This is a genomic window from Pyrofollis japonicus (assembly GCF_033097485.1).
In the GTDB taxonomy this organism is placed as follows: Archaea; Thermoproteota; Thermoprotei_A; order Sulfolobales; family Pyrodictiaceae; genus Pyrofollis; species Pyrofollis japonicus.
The window spans coordinates 474,950-495,932 of record NZ_AP028634.1 but is presented as its reverse complement, the minus strand read 5'-3'; the positions used below and the strand labels follow the sequence as shown (position 1 = coordinate 495,932).

The window sequence follows — 20,983 nt, the reverse complement described above, 5'->3', positions numbered from 1 at the left end:
TAGCCCTCTTAATATTACTAGAGGGCTTCGCATAAACCTTAGCGGGGATAAGGCATTGTCACGGAGTCACAACATTTGTTTCACTATAGTTGCGTCTCGTTTACGAAACGAGAGCTATATAAAATGGTTATTAAACAAGATTAGGGATGTTATTAAAGAATCTGATAGCTTTCTAGGAGTCATCGACGATATTGATGCCATTAGTGAGGATGGTATTACCCGCTGCAGCGGTTTGAGCGTGCTCGTCGCAACAGGAGGTACAGAACATATATTGCTCGCTCTTAGAGATAGGGCGAAAAGCCCGATGCTTGTAATTGCCCATCCATACGCTAATAGCTTACCAGCAGTACTCGAAGCAGCACCCATACTTCGTGATGCTGGAAAAACCGCGATAATATACGTTAGCGATTTTGATGATAAGGGATTACTAGCCATTAGTCAAGGTCTAAGGATTCTCAGAAGTCTCGCAAAGCTGCAAGGCGCTAGGCTTGGAATTATAGGAGGAATTAGCCCGTGGCTCGTTTACAGCAAGCTAACTGCTGAGAATGCTAATAAACTTGGTATTCAACTCATAAGTATAGACATGAACGAGTTCCTTGCATTCTATCAAGATGCTAAAGAGCCTGAAGACCTCGTCAAGCGATTAGTCCAAAACGCGTCTAGTATCAGGGTTACCCGAGACGAAGTGGCTAAGGCGTTAAAGGTCTACGTAGCACTAAAATCACTTATCGACAGATACGGGCTAGACGCTTTAACAATAAAGTGCTTCGATCTCATAGAGAATATTAGGACAACGGCGTGTCTCGCGTTATCACTTCTTAACTCGGAAGGCTTTGTAGCGGGATGCGAAGGAGATGTACCCTCCACTGTCTCAATGATGATCTTGTCTGCTATTTCTGGAAAGCCAGTATTCATGGCTAACCCGGCTAGGATCGAAGACAACATGGCTGTGTTTGCTCATTGTACATCTCCGATCATGCTTGGCCAACAATACAGTCTTTTGACACATTTTGAGAGCGGCATTGGTGTCGGTGTATCAGTTAAAATGGCACCAGGTGAGCCGGTTACAATTCTACGTCTTGACCCTAGTACTTTGAAGCTAAGAATAATGCGTGGCACCATTATAGAGTCTGGATTGCTCAGTAATCTTCACTGCAGAACGCAAGTCAAAGTAAGGCTCCGAAACCCAAGAATAATTATTGAGAAAAGCATTGGAAACCACTATGTGATGACTATAGGAGACTATACAGAATCCCTTACAATCGCAGCTCAGCTTCTCGGAATAGAATACGAGGTAATAGTTTAGTTCCCACAGTTTTCCGACCCAACCATAATCACTCAGCATGAGTCTAGAGATACTGGCTCGTTGTGCCTAGGGAATAGTTCTTATTAGACAAACTCCTAGAACAAATAGCGGCCATAAAGAGGGAACAACCATGGCTAGAAAGAAGAGAGTAATAATTATGGGCGCAGGCGGAAGAGACTTCCACGTCTTCAACATGCTGTTCCGCAACAATCCTGACTACGAGGTAGTAGCCTTCACGGCAACACAGATACCAGGAATAGAGTGGAGCCGTTATCCCCCAAGCCTTGCTGGCCCACTTTATCCTGATGGAATACCCATTTATCCGGAGGAGTGGCTGCCCAAGCTCGTCAAAGACTTTGACGTGGACGAGGTCATACTGGCATATAGCGACTTGACTTACGAGGAGGTCGGGCATAAGCTAAGCATGGTCCTAGCAACTGGCGCCGATTTCAGAATAGTTGGGCCGCGTGACACGATGATACCAAGCTTTAGGCCAGTACTAGCAGTAACGGCCGTCAAGACAGGAGCTGGCAAGAGTACAGTGTCCCGCGCGCTCGTCCGCGAAATCAAGTCCCGAAACCTAGTACCTGCCGTAGTAAGACACCCAATGGCCTATGGTGACCTAGAGGCAAAGAACCTTATAGTGATAAAGAGTCGCGAAGACATAACAAAGTACCCATTAACTATAGAGGAGCGCGAAGAGTATGAGCCCTATATAGAGCTGGGTGTACCCGTTCTAGCAGGCGTGGACTACGGCCTAGTCGTGCGCGAGGCCGAGAAGCTAGGAGACATAGTACTATGGGATGGCGGCAACAATGACTGGCCATTCATAAAGCCAGACCTATGGATAGTAGTCGCTGACGCCCTAAGACCAGGCCTTGAAGCTTCAGCTTTCCCAGGCGAGGTAAACGTGAGAGCAGCAGACATAGCGATCATAACAAAGGCTAGCGAGGCTGGGCCAGAAAACGTCAAGAAGGTAAAGGAGAACTTGCTAAAACTAAACCCCAGGCTTGAAATAGCCGTAGCTGATCTAGAGGTAACTGTCACTAATCCCGAACAAGTAAAGGGTAAGAAAGTAGTGGTTGTTGAAGACTCGCCAACAGTGACGCATGGCGGTGCACCCTACGCAGCCGGATACGTGGCGGCAAAGAAGTATGGCGCTGAAATAGTGGATCCAAAGCCATACGCCGTCGGCGTGATAAAGGAAATGTATGAGACCTACAAACACATGGGCCCAGTAGTACCATCAACAGGGTACACCGAGAAGCAGCTAAGAGACCTTGAAGAAACGCTGAGAAGAGTACCAGCTGACGTAATCATAATAGCCAGTCCCGCCAGAATAGAGAACATGATTAAGCTAGACAAGCCATACGTCCGCGTAAACTATGAGCTAAAAGTGCTAGAAGGACCAACACCTAAAGACATAGTAGACAAGCTATTAGAAAAACACCCGCTACCAAGCCACTGATGCCTCCTCTTATCCTCCTTTTTCTAGCTAGCCCTCGCGTTTAGCGAATGGTGATCTCAAAGCCTCATAGCAAGTTATCTACATTGTTTCAGCGTTATTCAACGGCTCTATTATTGTTGTTATATTGGCTGGTTTTACCCAGTAAGGAGCACTTGTTACAATAACGTCAACGCCGGTAGATGCATAATCAGCTATATTGTCTGCATTAATCCCGCCACCTATTGCGACACGGACATTGGGGTTAATTGATTTAATAATCTTTACCACTTTTTCAAGCTCTACGGGATCCATATGATCGAGTTGCACCTCGTCAATTACACCGCTTTTTGCGGCCGCTATGGCTTCTTCGATTGTCTCAACTTCTACTACGACTCTTCTCTCCCCTATCAAGTCTCTTCGCTCTCTAATTACTTCAATAAGACTATGGATCCCGCCTAAAAGCCTAGTATGATTTGGAAATGCTAAGAAACTATCACTTATACCTACACGATGTAGACTTGCGCCGCCGCACAGAACACAGTGATAATAGAGATGGCGTAAGCCCGGCGGCGCTTTTCTTGCAACAGCTATTATAATGTTTGGGTTGACTTGTTTCGCCCTCTTAACTAAGCTACGAGTGTATGATGCGATGGCTGAGCCTATGGCTATAAAGGACTGAGCCACTCTCCAAGCCGCGTGAAGCGAGCCCGCCGTGCCTTCAGCAATCATGAGCGTTGTACCAGCTTCAACTTGCTCGCCTTCAGCGACTATTGGTTTTACACTTGCACCTAGGTGTTCATAAACTCTTGCTGCTTCTTGGAGCCCACAGACAGTAATGGGTTCTCTCGTAATTATTTTTGCACGAGACTGTTTTTTGACCAAACCTAGTATACTGGTAGTTAGATCTGCAAAGGGTATGTCTTCCTTAATCCACTCATCAATAAGGCTCGCCGGGTAATGTATGAAGAGGTTGCACATTGCACCAAACCCCTCTGATGCCTTCCCAATGCACCACCCCTTGGCGCTACAATATAAAGTATAGCACGATAGCGACACCATTGGCTAGGAAACGTCCAGCGACCAATAGACTAGTATACCTTCTACTAGGCAGACTTAGCATATACCTGGGGTGAATTGGCCCTGGCGAAGAAGAAGCGCCGAGGTCAAGAAGAAGAGAGCAAAAAAGAACTACTCTTACCCAACCCAGAAGAAGGCACAATGCTATGCGTAATAATTAAACTCCTAGGTGCTGACCATGTCCTGCTTAGATGCCAAGACGGTGTTGAGCGAAAAGCTAGAATCAAGGGAAGCATGAGAAGGCGCGTGTGGATGAGAGAGGGAGACATCGTTCTAGCAGCACCATGGGACTTTAAACCCGATAGGGCAGACATCATACACCGTTACACAAGGGACGAGGTCAAAAGACTAGTAGAAATGGGACTAGTACCGGAAGAACTGCTCGAAATAGCCGAGGAATACTCATAGCGCTGTAAGCGTGCGATCTTTGTTTTCCTATAAGGTGGAGGTGCCTTAAAGCCCTGGGGCGCCGAAGAGAGAAAAGGCTCAAAGACAAAGACCTCTTTGAAACCGTTGAAGAGGTCTGGGATGCACAGACCCTTATGGCAGCTTACGAGGTAATGCGGAGACTAAAACTTGACAGATTTGCAGGGGTAGTTAGTGCTGGGAAAGAGGCGAGGGTTTATAGAGCCGTAGGAAGGGATGGAACAGAATATGCCGTGAAGATATACTTGACCGTTACTGCCGAGTTTCGTAAAAGTATCTACAAGTATCTTTTAGGCGATCCACGGTTCCAGAACGTTGACGTAAGCAATACGAAGAAGCTCTTTGCTGCCTGGGCTCGGAAGGAATTCAGAAACCTTAAACGAATGTACGAAGCTGGGGCAAGTGTCCCCAAACCATACCTCGTGCACCAAAATATAATAGTAATGGAGTTCATCGGCCGTAATGGGCTACGCGCACCCCTCCTCCACGAGATACAAAATGATCTATTACCCAATGAGGCGAAGGATGTTTTCATACAAGTTATAGAGAATTACCGCCGTATCTATTGTTGTGCACGACTAGTTCATGCAGACCTCAGTGAATACAATATCATGCTACTTGACAGTAAGGTATATATAATAGATGTTGCGCAGGCCGTCAGCCTTGAACATCCAAATGCCAATACGTTTCTCGAGAACGATGCACGTAATATATCCAGATTTTTCTCGAAACTCGGCGTTGAAGAGGCCAAGGACAAGAACCGCATCCTAGCAGAAATAACGAGCTGCGAAAAAACAGTATGTCCTAAACAGCAGAGCCGCTAACAACGGCGACTCTTCTATAGCAAACGATGAGGGCCTGCGGCACAAATCTACCACCCTTATAATGGAGTACCAGAATCAATCCTAGATACGGGGTGCCAATGAAATGAGCGAGGAAGAGGCAAGCAAGATTACGAATACGCAATCAGTTCTAAGACCATCTCTCCGACTCTACGCCAAGCTCCCACCCGAAAGGATAGGCGTGCTCATCGGCGAAGGAGGAAAAGTGAAGACAGAAGTAATGAAGCGAACAAGGACTAGGATAACCGTTGACAGCACTACTGGAATGGTTATCATTGAGCCAGAAGCTCCTGACGTGAAACCAATAATGGTTATGAAGGCTCAAGAGTTTGTCAAGGCAATAGCCTATGGATTTAGCCCAGAAAGAGCTATGCGCGTTCTCGATGAAGATCAGATACTTGTAGTAATAGACTTGAAGCAACATGTTGGAGACAGCCCTAACCATCTTCAAAGAGTAAAGGGAAGAATAATTGGCGAGAAAGGAAAAGCTAGAAAAACAATTGAAGAAATGACTGGCACATACATCTCCGTCTACGATCACTATGTAGCAATAATAGGTGACTACGAGACTGCAAATATAGCAAAACAAGCAATAGAGATGCTGATACAAGGTAGACAACATAGCACGGTTTATCGCTTCCTGGAAAGAGCGATGTTCACGCTCAGAAGAGAGCGCATGACAAGACTATGGGAAAAACCTTATCCCTAACTCTAGAGCGTGGCTGCGTGCCGTGAGGAAGGCCAGGATTACTGACCCGTCTGGCTTCAGTAAGAGGGATGACGAATCTCCTGAAGACCGATACAACTAATTTCTTATCTTGCCTTATCGGCATAGTATTCAAGCAATCGTTTTAGAGTAGCGTTGTCTATGTCTGTTATCCTTATCAAAACCATATACTTAGATTCCTTGAAGCCGATACCAAGTAAGGCTTCATTACCTGCACACTCGCCGAGCGATGCTGGGCTTGGCCCAAAGACGTCTTTGCTCTGTTTCAAGAGAGGTGCTTTCTTACAAGAAGTCTTTAAACTATTAAGCACGAAAAACGGGTCATCAATTAGCGATATATTCTGGAAAAGATGGTGCCAATATGCTGTGTCTTTTCGCGAAAACACAGCCACCTCAATATTATCTAGTCCTAATGACTCGGCGATTCTAATCAATGCGTCAAGCTTCTTTGAGACAACCCTACAATTCGTATTCTTTCCTCCCAATAATAGCCATATCCTTACTAGATTATTACCGGGCCTACTTAGATTAATTACTAGAGTAAAGTTCTTTAACACATCTTCGCTCAACACTTCGACTGCATCAACAATGCCTAGATCGTAGAGAATCCAGCCGGCACACTTGTAGACATATACCCCTTTGCCGATTCTCTTAAGGTTCCTAGTGAAATAGTCTAAGCTATAGTTTGAAACAAGCACCGGAACAGGATAGTACGTGTCACGAGCCTCCTTATATGGTGGTTCCTTGTCCAGAATTTCTACTTTAGTTATTTTTGATCCCGATAGAATTTCTAGCTGCGGTATCTGGGCCAGTAGTTGAGACTGTTTTATCTTGGCAAATGGTGTTTTTCCATTGTATACTATCAGTTTTGATTCTTGATTAAACAGTGGAGAGGGAACATCTCTCCCACCATAATGGTATGTACTAAAAGCTACTTTTGCAACAAAGCTCGCATCTATAAAATAGGTACCTTCCAGTTCACCAACAATATAGGGCTCTAGCGCCTTAGCGACATTAGAGCCTTTTATGACTATATATGGATACAGTGGTAAGCGATGAAGACCCATATCGTCTTTATGCATGATGCAGAATCTTGTCCCGGAGGGCACCTCCGATGCCCACATGGCACTGATACTGAGCAGCATCTTCTCAGCCAGGAGGGCTTGTCTATCAGCATATACTACGATAATGGCATTATTGGCTTCTCTGCATCCACGTGTTGTAACATGGCCGCTCTGCTTCCAGCTCCACCAGGATAGGGAAACTAGTATTAAGAGAACAGCGATACCTAAGACTAAGAGCCATGTATCTTTGCTTACGCGCAATTAGGTAAACCCAATGTCTCTTACAAGGGCGGAATAAGCGTAATAACCCCGCCGATACATAAGTGAAAACAACAATATACGGGAGAAAGCGCCGTAATGTGCTTGGGGCCGTCGTCTAGCTTGGTCCAGGATGCCGGCCTGGGGACCAGTCCCCGCGAGGGCCGGTGGTGTCCCCGGCCCGCGTGGCCGGAGCGCCGGTGATCCCGGGTTCAAATCCCGGCGGCCCCACCACTTACGTGTGTATTCCTTATTCTTTCGCACCTAATACACCGTCATTGATTCTATCATTCTTTTGTACTTAATACAAAATTTTCATTTTATAGATTTTAATAAAGTATAATATAGGCGTATATACAAATCTGACTTTCAGTTACTATACCGGCATAGTTAAAAGTAAGGCAATAAATATGCTTAAGATTAGTGAAGGAGTGTTCCCCATGCGTGCACTTACTGGTTTTAGTGCGAAGATAGGAGTATTTCTATTCACGTTTGCAGCTGTTTTCATATTAATGATGTTGCCTTTCTTGGCACTTTATGGTGGCGACGATATCAGTGTTTCAAACATAATAGAAAATATGCATAATCTTAACGAGCAATCAGGTATTGTGATGGCAGCAATAATCTCTGCAATGCTAGCAACAACTACTGCATGGCTAGCTTCGTCAATAGTTTCAGTTGAGAAGACTTATGTTTGACTAAGCTTTTATCATTATTCTTGCCTCGATGCCATTAATATACCAAGGCTAGTAGGCACTATTGTTGATATCCACGGCCTTGATGAGGCTTTTTTGAAGAAGGTCGTAGGAGGCCTAGGAATATAGGCGTTGTGAAACATTGCTATTCCTCCTTTCTTTAGCTTGGTGCTCAATATGTCGATTATACTCACATATTGTTCCTTATAAATATCTACGAAGATAATATCAATATATTCATCCGGAAATTCGTTCACGTACTTGACAGCATCGTCTCTAACAACTTCTATATCTATTCCCCCTCGCGGAGCCTTCACAAGCACGTCCTCGGCTATAGATGCATATGTACGATTTGACTCGACTGCGATCACCTTACACCTTGCTTCACTACAGAAGGGCTTAAGACCTAAGATAAGCCAGAGAGTCGAATAACCTATTCCTGCACCCGCATCCACGGCAACGATTTCTAGGCTTCTTCCTGACGAAGCATATGCGAAAGCAGCCGAGGCTATAGCAACACCGTCTTCTTCCTCGATAGATGGAATTCCCATTCGTTGGCTAAGCCCGTATACCTTCCTAATATACTCTAGGAGTTCGCGATCATGGACATTGATACGCAAGGACCCAACCCCTATGCTTTATACGTCTTACACGTATCATTGAGTCTTTCTATTGACACTAGTGCTTATTTCTTCACCTAGAATCATAGCCGCCGATAAGAGTATCAATGCCGATCCCGCTATCTGTTGTAAAGTAAGCCGTTCACCAAGCACAATATAAGCAAGTATCGTTGCAGATAAAGGTTCAAGAAGAGATGCGATAGCAACACGATGTGCCCTAGCCCGCTGCAGAGCCCTTACGTGTAAAATGTAGGGCAAAACCATTGTAAATACTCCTAAGTAGATTGCACCGCACACATCAACTATACTAGGCATACGGGATGGACGAATAATTACCAGCGCCTCGAGAGTCGCAAAGAGCGTGCTATGTACGCTCAATTCATAGGTACTAGCTCCTCTACTTGAACCAAGCCTTGCCAATAACATGTAGAATGCGTAGGATAATCCTGAACCAATGCCTAGTAATATTCCCTTAAAAGACAGCTGCGCTGACTCAGGAGAAGCTATTAGCAATGTCCCTAGAAAACCAAGTATAACCGACACCATGCCGATAATTGAGGGGTTTTCCCGGAGCATTACTGGCTCTAGAACCGTGACCCATATTGGAGCTGTATAGAGAAGTATTGATGCGATTGCTGCACCTACAAGCTCAACGGCCTTAGGGTAAACTATGAACAGAGGGCCTAGGGCGCTAAACCCGATGAGGACACTCCATTTTCCTGGTTTTCCGTATCCAAGAACTATTGCAATTACCGAGACGAGTGCGCTAACCAGAGGGCGGCCAACTATTAGCCATTCTTCGTGTGCTCCATTATTAAGAGCTATTTTGAAAGCTATACCAATCGTGCCCCAAAGGAGGGCTGCACTAGCAGCATAGAGAAACCATTTTGTTGAGCTATTCGTGTTGTAGTAAATTCGTTTCAAAGCTATCTAGCCATAGCCAAATGACTTGAATCAACCATTTCCAGCTTTATAAGTCCTAGATGTTTATATCCGGCTACCAGCCCATCAATACAATGATGGCTAGCAGGCCTGATAAAAATCACTATGTAAGAAAAATATAGAAAAGCCTAGTCTTGACTCAACCTATAACTCTTTATTCTATTCATGGTGTGGAGGCCCGGCTTCAACTGAGTATGCCGCGATGATTGAGGGAACGAAGGCCGAACCTGCCGACAATTTTTCACAACATAAAACACTATTTGGGGTCAAGCTTTGGCGGAGTTACCCCCCTCTGGCCTTGATATTTTCCACTGTAAGGTTTTGCTACCGGGCTCGTTGTTTTGACAAAGAGTACATGTAGGAATCGTTGTCCGGGATACAGGCGTATAGGGTATGCAGAACCAATGATCTCGATTGTTACTTGGCCGCAGAATCCGGCATCGATTACGGTTGGAGGAACGAAGAGGCCGAGACGGGCAAATGTACTACGCACATTAACTAGGCCAACAAGGTCGTCAGGTAGGCAAACTGTTTCATGGGTTGTTGCAAGTACGTGCTCGTAGGGATTGATGGTTATTCCTTTGTCGGGTAATGCCTTTCGACATATATAGTATTTTTGTTTATCAAAGGGCTTTTTCGTATCTAGTTCGGAAGCCTTACTGTTAAATCGGCAAAACTCGTCGCCTAGGTGGAGATCAACTCCATTTTCACGTATGGTGTCATCTAGCAAGGGGTCTATTCGCAGCAAGCCCTTCTCTATATACCATGCAATATCACGATCCGATAATATCATTGCCGTAATCACCCTTCTGCGAGCTGCCTAGAAGGAATATTCTTTTCTTGAAGACTGATATTATTTAGGTTAGGGGTTTTATTCCACGCTTTAGTGTCTCCCATACAGTCCCAGCTAATTATTCCGCAGCATTCTACCCGGGATACGCCATTCTTGGTCTCTACTAGTAATGCCCCACTAGGCGTAAGCCCTAACGCTATCCCTTCTAATATTCCTCTTTCCGTCGAAACAACGACTTTACACTCCCTAAGCATATCTCTTCTTGATGCTTCCCACAAGCAGTCTTCAGGAGAAACGAGGGCCCTACCTATGCCCTTTATTATCGCCAGATATATGTCGGCTAACGACCTTTTATAACCATAGGCGGAGAGCTTGGCTCCACCGGGAGGCACGGCATTATACACATTTATTCCTACACCGATTTTAAGTACTCCATTTTTATAAACGACCAGTATTCCACCAACTTTTCCTCTGTCTATATAAAGGTCGTTCGGCCACTTTACCCTTATAATTGGCTTATAGCGTTCCCTTTGCAAGAGCCGTTCAACTTCTTCCGCCACGCATCCCCCAACGGCAACTGGTAGCCATGAGCCTGGTGGCCCCCTTGACGCCGAGAATGTGAGCCAGGCGCCTCCTCTCGGGCTAATCCATCTTCCGCTTCTTCCTCTTCCCCGCAACTGGGTAAGGGCAATCACGACTCCTGGGAGCTCGGGAGGCTCTACATCCATTGTACTCTCTACGTGGTCGTAGACCTCTATGCATCGGGGCTTTAAGAACGCCTCCACGGTAAAGACCCTCCGGCCTTATATTCGTCAAGCGTCGAAAGCGCTTATCGCCAAAAGTCTAAACATTTATATTCCTTGAGCATGGAGGTTTCTTCTAGGCGTTTCCGCAAGGGTGCTGACGCTTTGACACGCAAGGTCCTCATAGCATCGCGCGGCGAAATAGCCATACGCATTGCGCGTGCCGCCCGCGAGCTTGGGTGGGAGCCTATAACGATATATGAAGACGGGGACAAGTATAGTCCCCACATCAGGGCGGGGGTTCTTGCGATCCCCGTCAAAAGCTACACTGATATGAACAGCATCATAGATGCCGCTATTAAAGCTGACGCCGACGTAATTCATCCAGGCTATGGATTCTTGTCGGAGAATCCTGATTTTGCTGAGAAGGTTCTAGGTTATGGAATTGGGTGGGCTGGCCCAAGCCCTAAGGCTATGCGGCTTCTGGGCGATAAGAACTCGGCAAAGGAACTCGCACGTAAGCTTGACGTACCCACACTGCCTTGGTGCGAGGCACATAGCCCAGAAGAGGCTCGCCGCTGTGCAGATCGAATCGGTTATCCAGTAATACTTAAGGCTAGTCTTGCAGGAGGTGGGCGAGGAAGCAGGATAGCATATACACCGGAAGAAGTTGAGCAAGGCTTCAAGCTTGTCAAAATGGAGGCTGACTTGGGCTTCGGTAACGCAGGGACAATATTCGTTGAAAAATTCATAAATCATGCAAGACATATAGAGGTTCAGATCCTAGGCGATGGATCAGGTAACGTAATTCACCTTTTTGAGCGAGAATGCAGCCTTCAGAGACGCAGACAGAAGATAGTAGAAGAGGCACCCAGCCCCTTCGTTGAGAGAATAAAACACCGCAGGCCGCTTCGGGAGGAATTAACAAAGTACGCCGTAGCTCTCGGCGAAGCAGTTAACTACTCGAGTGCTGGCACCATAGAGTTTATTGTAGACCCCCAAGGAAACCCGTATTTTATTGAAGCAAATACTAGGCTACAAGTAGAGCACGGCGTAACCGAGGAAGTTACGGGTATAGATATAGTTAAGCAACAGCTACTTGTGGCCGCCGGTTATCCTCTATCCATAACACAGGATGGCGTTAAGCTCCATGGATGGGCTATTGAGGCCCGTGTATATGCCGAGGACCCGTTCAACAATTTCAGTGCATCGGAGGGCATCGTAACAAGGCTTAAGGAGCCGCGCGGCCCCGGTATAAGGGTTGATTCAGGCATAGAAGAGGGCATGCAAATCAATCCAAAATACGATACATTATTAGTAAAGATAATTGCTCGGGGGTTCTCACGCAGTGAAGCACTATCAAAGCTGCGTTGGGCTCTACGTGAGACAGTAATAGGTGGTATAGAGACTAATCTCGACTTACTCCGCGCGATAACTGATAGACCGTGGTTTGCTGACGCAGAATACGATACCCAAACTATAGAGAAGTCATTAAACAACTTGCTCAGCAGTATTGCTTCTAGGAGGAAAATCGTAAAGGCGATCGCCGAAAAAATAGTAAAGAAGCAAGGGGCAACACTCCAGTTGTTGAGAAACAGCATATCTAATGCTGTTACGAGGTACAACGGTTATGGCTGGCCATGGCCACCCTGGAGAATTGCAAGGTATTAAGTTAATTTCTCTTAAGAGAATCTACGGCAATACATATGAGGCAGAAATAGAGACTGATAATGGGGAAATAATTAGGCTCCAAGTTAGAGTTGAGAATGATATCGTAGAGACGCCTTTCGGCTCATATCACTTATCAATAGCACAACAACTTCTTGAAAATAGTTCCAGTTCAACCAGTACCAGCACCAGCGGCACTACTAGTGCTTCCTGGCTTGTAGAATTCGATGAGCACAGCGGTGAGCTGCGAGCAAGACTTTCAATGAAAGTAATTGAACTATTAAAGAGGATCGGTGAGAAGGTTAACCAAAACGAGAAAATAGCCGTTGTTGAAACCATGAAGATGCTTAACGAAGTATATGCTCCATGTAGCGGTGAACTACTCGAAGCAATAGAGCCCGGCAAGGGAGTAGCTCCAGGCGAAGCTATAGCAAAAATTAAGTGCAGAGACAAGTAGAGCTGGTCCCTGTTTCATAGGAAAACTTCTGCTTCTTGCTTGATTATTTTCTCCACTCAAAAACTATAGGTTTCTCCACGCAAGGTGTCGTCAGGGGTAGTATGAGTCTTGGCACATAAGATTGATGAATTAAGAAAAATAATTGAAGGGATTAAAGAGGCCGAGAAAGAACGGTCTAAAAAGCAACATAGCAAAGGCAAGCTCTATGTTCGTGAACGGCTAGAACTCCTGCTAGATCCGGGAAGCTTTGAGGAAATTCAGTGGCTCGCAACTACGCGGAGCACTTTATTCGGTCTTGATAAAAAGAGAGTGCCCGGAGATGCCGTTATAGCAGGCTATGGGAGGATTAATGGTCGCCCTGTTTACGTATTTGCACAAGATTTTAGCGTTATGGGCGGCAGCATAGGAGAAGCCCATGCCGAGAAAATCGTGAGAACTATTGAGCTCGCAATAAAGAGCGGCGTACCGGTCATCGGGATATGGGATTCGGGGGGAGCTCGTATACAGGAAGGCGTTGCAGCACTGCACGGTGTCGGTAGGATAATGAAAGCAATAGTTGACGCAAGCGGGGTTATACCCCAAATAGCTCTTGTCCTAGGCCCGGCTGCAGGTGGGGCAGCATATGCTCCAGCACTAATGGATTTCACAATAGTAGTCGATAATATTACTTATTTGTTTGTAACAGGGCCCGAGGTCGTGAAAGAAGTCACAGGGGAAGAAGTGGACTTTGAGAGGCTTGGGGGAGCACGGGTTCACAGTCAGGTAAGCGGAGTGGGCCACTTTAGGGCTAAAAGCGAGGAAGAGGCCATTGAGATTACGAAGAGACTGCTCTCATACCTTCCCGACAATAATGAAGCGCCTCTTCCAATTGTTGATACGGGAGACCCCATTGAACGTGAGGACCCAGAGCTAGACTCCATAGTTCCCGAAGATCCCATGAAGGCATACGATATGCGGATTGTCCTTCAGAAGATTTTCGACAAGGGATCCTTGCTCGAAGTCCATGCAGAGTGGGGGCAGAGCATAATCACTGCTTTTGCTAGGCTAGGAGGCATCCCCGTCTGCATAGTAGCGAGCCAACCTCTCGTCATGAGTGGTGCTATTGATATAAACGCTTCTTGTAAAGCAGCTAGGTTTGTTAGGTTCTGCGATGCTTTCAACCTCCCAATAATAACGCTTGTCGATGTCCCTGGCTACATGCCGGGAACGCAGCAAGAGCATGGAGGAATCATACGCCACGGCGCAAAGATGCTATATGCTTACTCTGAGGCAACAGTTCCAAAGATAACAGTTATTGTTAGGAAGGCCTACGGTGGTGCGTACATCTCTATGGGTAGTCGCTCGCTCGGAGCTGATATTGTTTTGGCTTGGCCCACGGCAGAGATAGCTGTCATGGGTGCTGAGGCAGCAGTACGGATACTGTATAGGAGGCAGCTTGCAGCTTCTCCCAACCCGGAAGAAGAGAAGAAAAAACTAGTCGAGGAATTCAAGAAGACATTCCTCAACCCTTACCGTGCCGCGGAGCTAGGTCTCGTTGATAACGTAGTAGAGCCGCGTAGGACTAGGCCAAAACTCTATCAAGCACTAGTAGCTCTAATTAAGAAGAGAGAATGGAGGCCTCCAAGAAAGCACGGGAACATACCATTATAATGTCTTCTGAAATACCTTGGCTCAAAACCAGGGTTAGGAAGATTTGTTTAACGTTCTTAGCTCGTTAGAAGCCTGGTTAACGTACCTAAGGGAGACACGGTACCGAGGGCTAGTACTGCTGCACTCAGCAACGATAGCGCAAACCGTGTCAACAATTGCTAGGAGGCTCAAAGACTTCTACAGCAGAGTAGTCTGTATAGCACCACGCGACATGCGCAGATATATATCTAATTGCGATACACTACTCAGCCCATCCGCTATAGAGAAGCTCCTTGGAACAGACAACGAGGCAGTAATAATTGCTACGCCGAAGCTCCTAAGGCCAAACCTTGTAGCTGCGGCAGCTGAGACAATTATCAGCAGTGGCATACTCGTACTCGTAGCACCTCCTCTTGACGATTGGAACCCTGGAGGTACTATGAGTATTGGTCTCTACAAGAGGTACCTAATAGAATCGCTTTATACAATGCGCTCACTCTTCTGGGCAGATATCGACAGAGATACGATATTTATCGAGAGATTGCCGAATAAAGCGCCCGGTTCGGTGCAAGAAAGGAGCTACGAGCCTAAGAGCCATGTGCATCGAGAGCTTCTAGACTTGGCACTAACACAGGACCAAGCTATAGGCCTTGATATGTTAGTACATCACTTTCGCTCAAAGCGGGGCCGCGGCGCCTTTATAGTAGGTGATAGGGGGCGCGGAAAATCAGGACTACTAGGGCTCTTCGCAGCCTACTTGATTGCAAGCCACATGGTGGGCTTTCTACCAATAACCGCTCCCTCGCCCTGGAATGTTCAAAGCTTTTTTAGGGTACTAGCTAGGGCCCTCGATACAATAAGGGTTAGACGTTATCGCATCATACGCCGTGGCGACATCATCATAGGTATAAGCGGGCCCTGGTTTCATGTGAGATACCATACACCAGACCGCGTAGAACCAGGCTCTTTCACAATAGTTGACGAAGGAGCAGCCCTAGGACCCTTAAGGCTGCGCCTAATAGCATATCGTGCCCCGAGAATAGCTATTGCTACAACGATTCACGGCTACGAGGGCAGCGGACGCATACTATCAAAAATTGTTGAGAATATAGTGCCAGCTCCAAGGATTACTATTGAGCTACAAACGCCCGTACGTTATCCCCCCGGAGACCCGCTAGAAGAGTGGGTTTACGACACCTTCATGCTGCGCATAGATGTTGAACAGAGGCCGATAGAAGTAGATATGAGTAAAATAAGGATAACAGAGGTAGATAGAGCGAGACTCGTATCAAATCGAAAGGAGCTTAGAAAACTGTACTCAATACTTGTACTCGCCCATTACAGAAATGAGCCTGACGACCTTGCACTGATTCTAGATGCACCGCATCACAAACTCTATGCAGCATATATGGGAGACGAGGCCGTCGCTGTAGCGGACGTGTCCATAGAGTCGGGCAGTAGCCCTTATGAGGCAAGAATAATTCCAGACTTGCTTGCAAGCAGTAATCCGGACGCACTAGGACTAAAAGGCTTTAGAATAGTCAGAATAGCAGTACATCCTAGTATGCAAAGACGGGGCATAGGCTCATACCTTTTAAGATATATTGAAGACGGTGCAAGAAAGCAGGGACTTGACTGGGTGGGCGCGAGTTTTGGGCGCCCAGACGTAATAAGGTTCTGGCTCAAGAATGGATACAGCATCGCCTACGTTTCTCCACTACCAAGCAAAGCCACCGGCGAGCACAATATTGCAGTCGTGAAGCCCGTAGGCAATCACGCGGAGTCAATTATAACCGGTATCGCAAAAGATATGTTGCGCAAACTGCTTTTAGCCGGACACACTCTATATCGAGGTGTACCAGTAGAAACAATGGCGTATATACTAGAGGGTGCGCCAAGGCTTTCTCAAAAAATTCTAGGAGAATTAACTAAAGAGCAAATATATAGGTTAAAGCGCGCTATACAGGGAAGCCTCGATATAGAATCTATTCTGGACAGCTATTGGCTCCTCCTCGTAAATACTATTCTGTGCAGAGGCGGTCTCTACGACATAGACTACGATGAACGGCTACCCATAATAGCTCGCCTTATACAAGGGAAATCTCTTGGAGACATAGTGGCCATAACTGGCAAGGCGGGCAACGAGATAAGAGACCTGCTCTTACGTAAGCTTAAAGCATTGTACGAGGTAGCAGAGAAAGAGTGTAATCTCGTTTCCAAGACAATCTAGTACGTGGTAGCGACGAGTGCTGAGCTTGCTCTTAGGCTAAGTCCCTCAACATATGTGAGGATGAAAAGCATTGATTATTATTACGCTTTTAGCCCTCGTTATATTACATCTAAATGTTACGGCTCTATCAGTTACAGATAGCTGTCCAAGAGACTTAAACATAACCGCATACGGGAGAATAGTGGAGCCCGTAAAGGGAATAGTTATAGGTTACATTCCACTGATTAATATAAAATCAATAACTACTAAAGATAAAAATATTAGTATTAGATTATACACTTCTAATTCGAAAAACATTATACCCTTCACGAAAGAAGTGAAAGACGACGGACTTGTCATAGAGGCACAATCCTATGTGCCCTTGGAAGAACCAGTAATTATTGTACTCCTCCTAGATGATTGCAGTATCCGCGCAGAGATCAAGCCACCCAGCATTAGTATTCTCAGATACAACTATTCAACGACTATTATGAAACATGAGCACTCAGCCATAGCCCTAGATAAGAGGATTATTGATCCGCTAGGATTCTTTTATACTAACTTAACGCAGCAAACAAACCATCATGCTGCTAGATCTAACGCTATAGCAAAGGTAAGCAATACGTCTAGCACTGTACCCAGTGGTTCAGCAAAATCACCAGTACTCTTATTGCTACTAGTAGCTAGCCTTGTCTCTGTCTTAGATTATTTATTTTCTCGGAGAAAAAGTCGGCAACACGACTAGGCAGCATTGCAATAACTACTTGCTTAATTAGCTCATAAAATGCATAAATAATGCCTTTTTCATTATATACCTCCACTATACGGATCCAGTTTATCCTTAATATTACTATAGCCACTACTATGCTCAATAATATCAGAGCAACAATGCCCTCAACCGTAAGACCTCCGGAACTCTCAAGTAAGGAACGCACCAGGTTCCCGAACATAACCGCAAGAAACGTGATTATCACTTTGCCTAGGAAAACCGCTATAAAGAATAATAATAGATTATAGCCTGTCATACCAAGCGGAATATAAAGTACGTCATCTGGTAGAGGCAGCGCTGCAAAAAGAAACAACGCTAAGAAAACGCTCTTCTGGAAAGCCTTTTTGAAGATTTCAAGATTCTCCCTTGTCTTCTTGGGCAAGATCTTGCGAAAGAACCTGCCCATGAGAAATACAATAACTTTTCCCAAAGCCGCTCCCAGGCCGCCTGAGATTGCTACAAAAATGCGCTCAGCATTCGAGTCAATTACTGCACCCCATCCTGCGACAAGACCAAGATATGGAACCGTCATGTAAGGTATAGCATTACTTACCAGTGAAACAATAAATGCGGATAATACGGGATTTTTTACGCCTATCAGCGATAGTATTGTGTCAACAACGCTGTCGCTCAATCTCTCCGTCCCTTCTCATGCAAGATATTACCTAAGACGCTGGAGGCCCGTGCCTATGCGTGGGTCTGAGCAGTAATAACTATATGGGAGACGTCTAACACGGAAAGAGACTTGGCGGGATGCAGACTGCAAACGCGGCTGAGATCAAAATGCTGTGCTGAGGCCCTCGATCACTTACCGCCTCTACTCCTCGCTAGGCGCCGTGCCTCTACAAGGATCTCATTTATTCCTCTCCAGTGACCACCGCGCCAATATACTTGCCCGCACCCGGTGCATACCCAGAACTCTTCATAAGCCTCAAATACTCTAGGAGGAACTCTTCCTCTAACTTCCTCCTTAGAAACACGACGCAGAGGAGCGTTGCATAACGGGCATCTGCTTTTATTGGGGTCTATTTCAAGACGTATCCCATAAACCCTATGAAGCTTGGCAAGCGACTCCACAACGTTCTCATATACAAGTACAGCTTCAATGCCGCGGCGTAAAGCACGACGATATAGTCCTCTATCTCGCGTAACAAGTATTCTTCCGCTCTTTTCAGCTTCTTCAAGTATTCGCGAGTCATGCCAATTCTTAGCATAAAGCGTGTCATAGCCCAGCATGCGAAGCCAGCGAGCAAGCGAGCCAAGCATGGAATCTACAATAAACTTGGGTTCTTTTCCCTTAGCAATCTCGCCTTGACTCCTATGTCTGGCATTTTCGCTTCCCTTCGGAGTTATCGATGCACTCAAAATATCACATCACCCTTATGCTGCAATAGCTCTTAAGAATACTCATCACGCTTTTAATGGATTCTAAGGGGGTATCCGTTAATTGAACACGTCCTATCCCGATAGCCCCTTTATAGCTTATAGCAGCTTTAGAAAAACTAAGGCTATAGTACAGTACTACTTTTTCCGGTTACATAGGAAAAATAGTTAGCCTAAGGCGCTTTTGATGCAATTAACCTGACGAGCTCATCAAGCGTAATTATTCCTACTATTTTGTCCTCGTGCATTACCACAACGCCCTTGCTCTTCTTCGTCTTCATTTTTTCAAACGCTTCAACTACACTTGTATCAGGCTGTACTACTGGCGGCCTTAACCTCATAATATCATCTACGAGTAAATGATCAATCCTCTCTTTACGATACTTCTCTGGAACTATATCGTGAAAAGCTAAGAACGCGTCAGCAACCTCGTCTACAGTCACATAACCGACTAGCCTGCCTTCCTCGTCAACTACCGGTATAAAGAGCAAATTATACTGCAACAATAGGCGCCTTGCATGCAGCACCTTATTGGTTGTTTTTAGTATCTCCGGGATAGTTATCATAACGTCTACGGCCTTGACGTCAGCAGCGTACTCGTTTACAAGATTAGCTATTTCCCACCTTGTTATAAGTCCCACTACATTATCATCTTCAACGACAGGGTAACTTCCTACTCCATCGCTTACCATTTTCCGCGCGACTTCTCCTACGCTAATGTCTGGAGGTATGGTCTTAGGATCCGGAGTCATGAAACTGGATACATGCATTCTTCCAGGGACGACGTTACGCGTTCGCAGAGTTGCTAGCTTTGTCATTATATCCTTCTTAGTCATTATTCCGACAAGCTTCTTTTCCTCAAAAGCAAGTACACGGTCGGTGTCATATCTTTTCATTACACGCACAGCATGCTCTAGGGTCTCGTCTTTATCCACCGCAGGATAGTCCTTCAGCATTATGTCTGCCGCTTTCACGCGTCTCACCCCTGTAGCACTCTAACAGCGACGGTTTTAATGCAGCACCCAAATTACTATGCTTATACCGGCTACTTGCTCTGAGCTATAGCTTGCAATATGTTATGCTTTACTACTACTCCTAGTGGCTCTTTTTCACCAACAACAGGAACAGAGCTAAATCCATGCCTTATCATTAGCTTAGCTGCTTCGGCTAAATCACTATCCTCGGCAACAGTTATGGGGTCAGGAGTCATGACGTCTTGCGCTGTAATTATTGTATACTCGTATACAGGCCCAAGCCGGCCTTTAGGGAGTTCCGCAAAGCGTCTAACACTTTTAGATTTCGTTCTCGAAACCGATGGATACTCGGCTAGGAACGCTATATCGCTCGGAGCTATAATGCCGACTATCTCGCCAGAATCAACCACAAGCACTCTTCGAGACGGATGCGAATATAGAAGATCAATCACGTAGGAAACACTATGCGAAGGAGCCGCCTTAGGTACATCACTGTACATGAAGTCAGAGGCCTTATATTTGCCCCGAAGCCTTTCAGCGTACGCCCTAACGATATCAGTCTTCGTTATAATGCCTACTAGCCTGCCTTCTTCATCAACCACGGGAAGTCCTCCAATATTGTGCTGCAGCATCAGTCTTGCAGCCTCTCTTAACGAGCGGCCCTGGGTTATCGTTACCACATCTCCCGTCATAATTTCTCTAACAAATACCGAGTCTAAGGGTCTTGAAGCAAGCGAGCCCGAAGCAACTTTGAGAAAATCAGTCTTAGTTACAATACCTATTGGTCTATTATTATCATCTATTACGACAAGGCGGCCTACGCGGTAACGAATCATGAGGTTTCGCACATGAGCTAGATTATCGCTCGGCTTAACAACGACAACGGGAGAGGACATATACTCGTCTACTCTCGGATATGAAGCCATTTACATCACCTTACGAAACAAGACTACA

The 20,983-nt window shown here is 45.8% G+C and carries 21 protein-coding genes and 1 tRNA gene; 12 read left to right on the top strand and 10 right to left on the bottom strand.

Annotated elements, in window-relative coordinates; all coding sequences use genetic code 11:
- Nucleotides 1–55: 55 nt before the first annotated feature.
- Nucleotides 56–1,306, top strand: coding sequence for a hypothetical protein (locus SBG41_RS02520; RefSeq protein ID WP_317895972.1), 1,251 nt, complete (start codon nt 56–58; stop codon nt 1,304–1,306).
- 130 nt (nt 1,307–1,436) lie between these two features.
- Complete coding sequence (locus SBG41_RS02515) at nt 1,437–2,774, top strand: cyclic 2,3-diphosphoglycerate synthase (RefSeq protein ID WP_317895971.1); 1,338 nt, start codon at nt 1,437–1,439, stop codon at nt 2,772–2,774.
- Between the two features lie 78 nt (nt 2,775–2,852).
- Here the strand turns inward: SBG41_RS02515 and modD are convergent, their stop codons facing one another.
- The gene (modD, locus tag SBG41_RS02510) at nt 2,853–3,731 is read right to left on the bottom strand and encodes a ModD protein (RefSeq protein ID WP_317895970.1); all 879 of its coding nucleotides are present in this window, start codon (nt 3,729–3,731) and stop codon (nt 2,853–2,855) included.
- Nucleotides 3,732–3,887: 156 nt separating this feature from the next.
- Between modD and SBG41_RS02505 the strand changes: the two genes are divergently transcribed.
- From SBG41_RS02505 to SBG41_RS02495, 3 genes are all read left to right on the top strand, one after another.
- Nucleotides 3,888–4,238, top strand: a complete 351-nt coding sequence (locus SBG41_RS02505) for a translation initiation factor aIF-1A (protein WP_317895969.1) — start codon at nt 3,888–3,890, stop codon at nt 4,236–4,238.
- A 134-nt stretch (nt 4,239–4,372) separates the two neighbouring features.
- Complete coding sequence (locus SBG41_RS02500) at nt 4,373–5,080, top strand: serine protein kinase RIO (RefSeq protein WP_317895968.1); 708 nt, start codon at nt 4,373–4,375, stop codon at nt 5,078–5,080.
- A 103-nt stretch (nt 5,081–5,183) separates the two neighbouring features.
- Nucleotides 5,184–5,807: a KH domain-containing protein gene (locus SBG41_RS02495; RefSeq protein WP_317895967.1), complete on the top strand. Its 624-nt coding sequence runs from the start codon at nt 5,184–5,186 to the stop codon at nt 5,805–5,807.
- Between the two features lie 104 nt (nt 5,808–5,911).
- On the opposite strand, the gene SBG41_RS02490 is transcribed toward SBG41_RS02495, so the two are convergent.
- Nucleotides 5,912–7,150 (bottom strand): hypothetical protein, encoded by a 1,239-nt coding sequence (locus tag SBG41_RS02490; RefSeq protein WP_317895966.1) that lies wholly within the window; start codon nt 7,148–7,150, stop codon nt 5,912–5,914.
- 104 nt (nt 7,151–7,254) lie between these two features.
- Between SBG41_RS02490 and SBG41_RS02485 the strand changes: the two genes are divergently transcribed.
- Nucleotides 7,255–7,381: transfer RNA gene (locus SBG41_RS02485), tRNA-Pro, on the top strand.
- Nucleotides 7,382–7,557: 176 nt separating this feature from the next.
- Nucleotides 7,558–7,845 (top strand): hypothetical protein, encoded by a 288-nt coding sequence (locus SBG41_RS02480; protein ID WP_317895965.1) that lies wholly within the window; start codon nt 7,558–7,560, stop codon nt 7,843–7,845.
- Between the two features lie 14 nt (nt 7,846–7,859).
- On the opposite strand, the gene SBG41_RS02475 is transcribed toward SBG41_RS02480, so the two are convergent.
- The 4 genes from SBG41_RS02475 to SBG41_RS02460 form a co-directional block, all read right to left on the bottom strand.
- Nucleotides 7,860–8,462 (bottom strand): O-methyltransferase, encoded by a 603-nt coding sequence (locus SBG41_RS02475; protein ID WP_317895964.1) that lies wholly within the window; start codon nt 8,460–8,462, stop codon nt 7,860–7,862.
- Between the two features lie 36 nt (nt 8,463–8,498).
- Nucleotides 8,499–9,386, bottom strand: a complete 888-nt coding sequence (locus tag SBG41_RS02470) for a DMT family transporter (protein WP_317895963.1) — start codon at nt 9,384–9,386, stop codon at nt 8,499–8,501.
- 274 nt (nt 9,387–9,660) lie between these two features.
- Complete coding sequence (gene dcd, locus SBG41_RS02465) at nt 9,661–10,197, bottom strand: dCTP deaminase (RefSeq protein WP_317895962.1); 537 nt, start codon at nt 10,195–10,197, stop codon at nt 9,661–9,663.
- Between the two features lie 8 nt (nt 10,198–10,205).
- Nucleotides 10,206–10,982, bottom strand: a complete 777-nt coding sequence (locus SBG41_RS02460) for a biotin--[acetyl-CoA-carboxylase] ligase (RefSeq protein WP_317895961.1) — start codon at nt 10,980–10,982, stop codon at nt 10,206–10,208.
- A 123-nt stretch (nt 10,983–11,105) separates the two neighbouring features.
- Between SBG41_RS02460 and SBG41_RS02455 the strand changes: the two genes are divergently transcribed.
- From SBG41_RS02455 to SBG41_RS02435, 5 genes are all read left to right on the top strand, one after another.
- Nucleotides 11,106–12,611, top strand: a complete 1,506-nt coding sequence (locus SBG41_RS02455) for an acetyl-CoA carboxylase biotin carboxylase subunit (RefSeq protein WP_317895960.1) — start codon at nt 11,106–11,108, stop codon at nt 12,609–12,611.
- Nucleotides 12,571–13,065 (top strand): acetyl-CoA carboxylase biotin carboxyl carrier protein subunit, encoded by a 495-nt coding sequence (locus SBG41_RS02450; RefSeq protein WP_317895959.1) that lies wholly within the window; start codon nt 12,571–12,573, stop codon nt 13,063–13,065. Before SBG41_RS02455 ends, SBG41_RS02450 begins: the two co-directional genes overlap by 41 nt.
- 108 nt (nt 13,066–13,173) lie before the next feature.
- Nucleotides 13,174–14,715, top strand: a complete 1,542-nt coding sequence (locus SBG41_RS02445; protein WP_317895958.1) for an acyl-CoA carboxylase subunit beta — start codon at nt 13,174–13,176, stop codon at nt 14,713–14,715.
- A gap of 43 nt (nt 14,716–14,758) precedes the next feature.
- Nucleotides 14,759–16,924 carry a GNAT family N-acetyltransferase gene (locus SBG41_RS02440; RefSeq protein ID WP_317895957.1) on the top strand — a complete coding sequence of 722 codons (2,166 nt, stop codon included), beginning with the start codon at nt 14,759–14,761 and terminating at the stop codon, nt 16,922–16,924.
- A gap of 181 nt (nt 16,925–17,105) precedes the next feature.
- Complete coding sequence (locus tag SBG41_RS02435; protein WP_317895956.1) at nt 17,106–17,648, top strand: hypothetical protein; 543 nt, start codon at nt 17,106–17,108, stop codon at nt 17,646–17,648.
- Here SBG41_RS02435 and SBG41_RS02430 read toward each other — a convergent pair.
- The 4 genes from SBG41_RS02430 to SBG41_RS02415 form a co-directional block, all read right to left on the bottom strand.
- Entirely contained in the window at nt 17,587–18,306 is a 720-nt protein-coding gene (locus SBG41_RS02430; RefSeq protein WP_317895955.1) for a VTT domain-containing protein, read from the bottom strand. The two genes, SBG41_RS02435 and SBG41_RS02430, sit on opposite strands and share 62 nt — an antisense overlap.
- Nucleotides 18,307–18,476: 170 nt before the next feature.
- Nucleotides 18,477–19,037, bottom strand: a complete 561-nt coding sequence (locus SBG41_RS02425) for a Mut7-C RNAse domain-containing protein (RefSeq protein ID WP_317895954.1) — start codon at nt 19,035–19,037, stop codon at nt 18,477–18,479.
- Between the two features lie 191 nt (nt 19,038–19,228).
- Nucleotides 19,229–20,029: a CBS domain-containing protein gene (locus SBG41_RS02420; protein WP_317895953.1), complete on the bottom strand. Its 801-nt coding sequence runs from the start codon at nt 20,027–20,029 to the stop codon at nt 19,229–19,231.
- Between the two features lie 71 nt (nt 20,030–20,100).
- Nucleotides 20,101–20,955 carry a CBS domain-containing protein gene (locus SBG41_RS02415; protein ID WP_317895952.1) on the bottom strand — a complete coding sequence of 285 codons (855 nt, stop codon included), beginning with the start codon at nt 20,953–20,955 and terminating at the stop codon, nt 20,101–20,103.
- Nucleotides 20,956–20,983: the final 28 nt, after the last annotated feature.